This window comes from Pseudoroseomonas ludipueritiae, from assembly GCF_014490445.1.
GTDB lineage: Bacteria > Pseudomonadota > Alphaproteobacteria > Acetobacterales > Acetobacteraceae > Pseudoroseomonas > Pseudoroseomonas ludipueritiae.
The window spans coordinates 1-1243 of the sequence record NZ_JACTUZ010000341.1 but is presented as its reverse complement, the minus strand read 5'-3'; the positions used below and the strand labels follow the sequence as shown (position 1 = coordinate 1243).

2 protein-coding genes are annotated in these 1243 nt (G+C 71.5%); both read left to right on the top strand.

The annotated features are described in order from the left end of the window. Positions 1-876: CDP-alcohol phosphatidyltransferase family protein (locus IBL25_RS26210; RefSeq protein WP_187781357.1), on the top strand; the 876-nt coding region annotated here is incomplete at its 5' end. Continuing rightward, the coding region (locus tag IBL25_RS26205; RefSeq protein ID WP_275296076.1) for a diacylglycerol/lipid kinase family protein at positions 876-1243 on the top strand (368 nt) is incomplete at its 3' end. The genes IBL25_RS26210 and IBL25_RS26205, both read left to right, overlap by 1 nt.

The window sequence follows — 1243 nt, the reverse complement described above, 5'->3', positions numbered from 1 at the left end:
GGGGCGGGTGCCACCCAGGCTGAGGCCGTGGCCCAGGCGCTGCTGGCCGGCGCCCCCGCCACGGACCCGGCCTTCGCCGGCCTCGCCGCCGCCGCTCCGGCCGAGATGGTGGGCGCCTATGACCAGGCGCTGCGCAAGCGCGGCTCCGCCTATGTGCTGGAGCTGACGGCGGAAAGCCGCCGGGCGGTGGAATGGCGGATGTTCGGCGGCGCCTACAAGGGCGTGACGGATGTGGTGACCAAGTACTGGTGGCCGGTGCCGGCCTTCCATGTCACCCGCGCCTGCGCCGCGCTGGGCATCACGCCCAATCAGGTGACCGGCTTCAGCCTGCTGCTGGTCTTCGCGGCGATGTGGTGGTTCTACCAGGGCGACTTCATCCCCGGGCTGATCGCCGGCTGGCTGATGACCTTCCTCGACACCGTGGACGGCAAACTGGCGCGGGTGACGCTGACTTCCACCAAGTTCGGCAATTACTTCGACCATCTGACGGACCTGATCCACCCGCCCTTCTGGTGGCTGGCCTGGATCGCCGGCTGCGCCGCCGCCGGGCTGCCGTTGGCCGACCCCTGGCTGGTAGGCAGCATCATCTTCGGCGGCTATGTGCTGCAACGCATTCAGGAAGGCATCTTCATCCGCGCCTTCGGCATGCATATCCATGTCTGGCGGCGCTTCGACAGCTTCTTCCGGTTGATCCTGGCGCGGCGGAACCCCAACCTGATCCTGCTGACTCCGCTGGCGCTGGTCGGCCGGCCCGATATTGGCATCCTGCTGGTCGCGGCCTGGACGGCGCTTTGCTGCGTCGAGCAGTTGGTGGTCACCATCCAGGCCGCCATGGCCCGCCGCCACGGGCCGCTGCGCTCCTGGCTGGATGCCTGATGGCACCGCGCATCGGCATCATCAGCAACCCGCGCAGCAGCAGCCACCATGCCGGGCAGGCAGGGCTGGCCGAGGCCGCCGCCCGCCTGCCCCATGCCGCGCCCGAAAGCCGGGAGGCCCTGGGCGCCGCCCTGGCGCAATTCGCGGCGGATGGCGTGGAGGTGGTGGCGGTGCATGGCGGCGACGGCACGCTGCGCGAGGTGCTGAGCGCCCTGCCCCAAGCCTGGGCCGGGCCGATGCCCGCTATCGCCCCCCTGCCCGCCGGCCGCACCAACCTGGCCGCCCATACCCTGGGCTATCCCGCTTCAGGCCGGCGCGAGGACCCCACGGGCCTGCGGCGCCTGCTGGCGGCTGCCGGGGCTGGGCG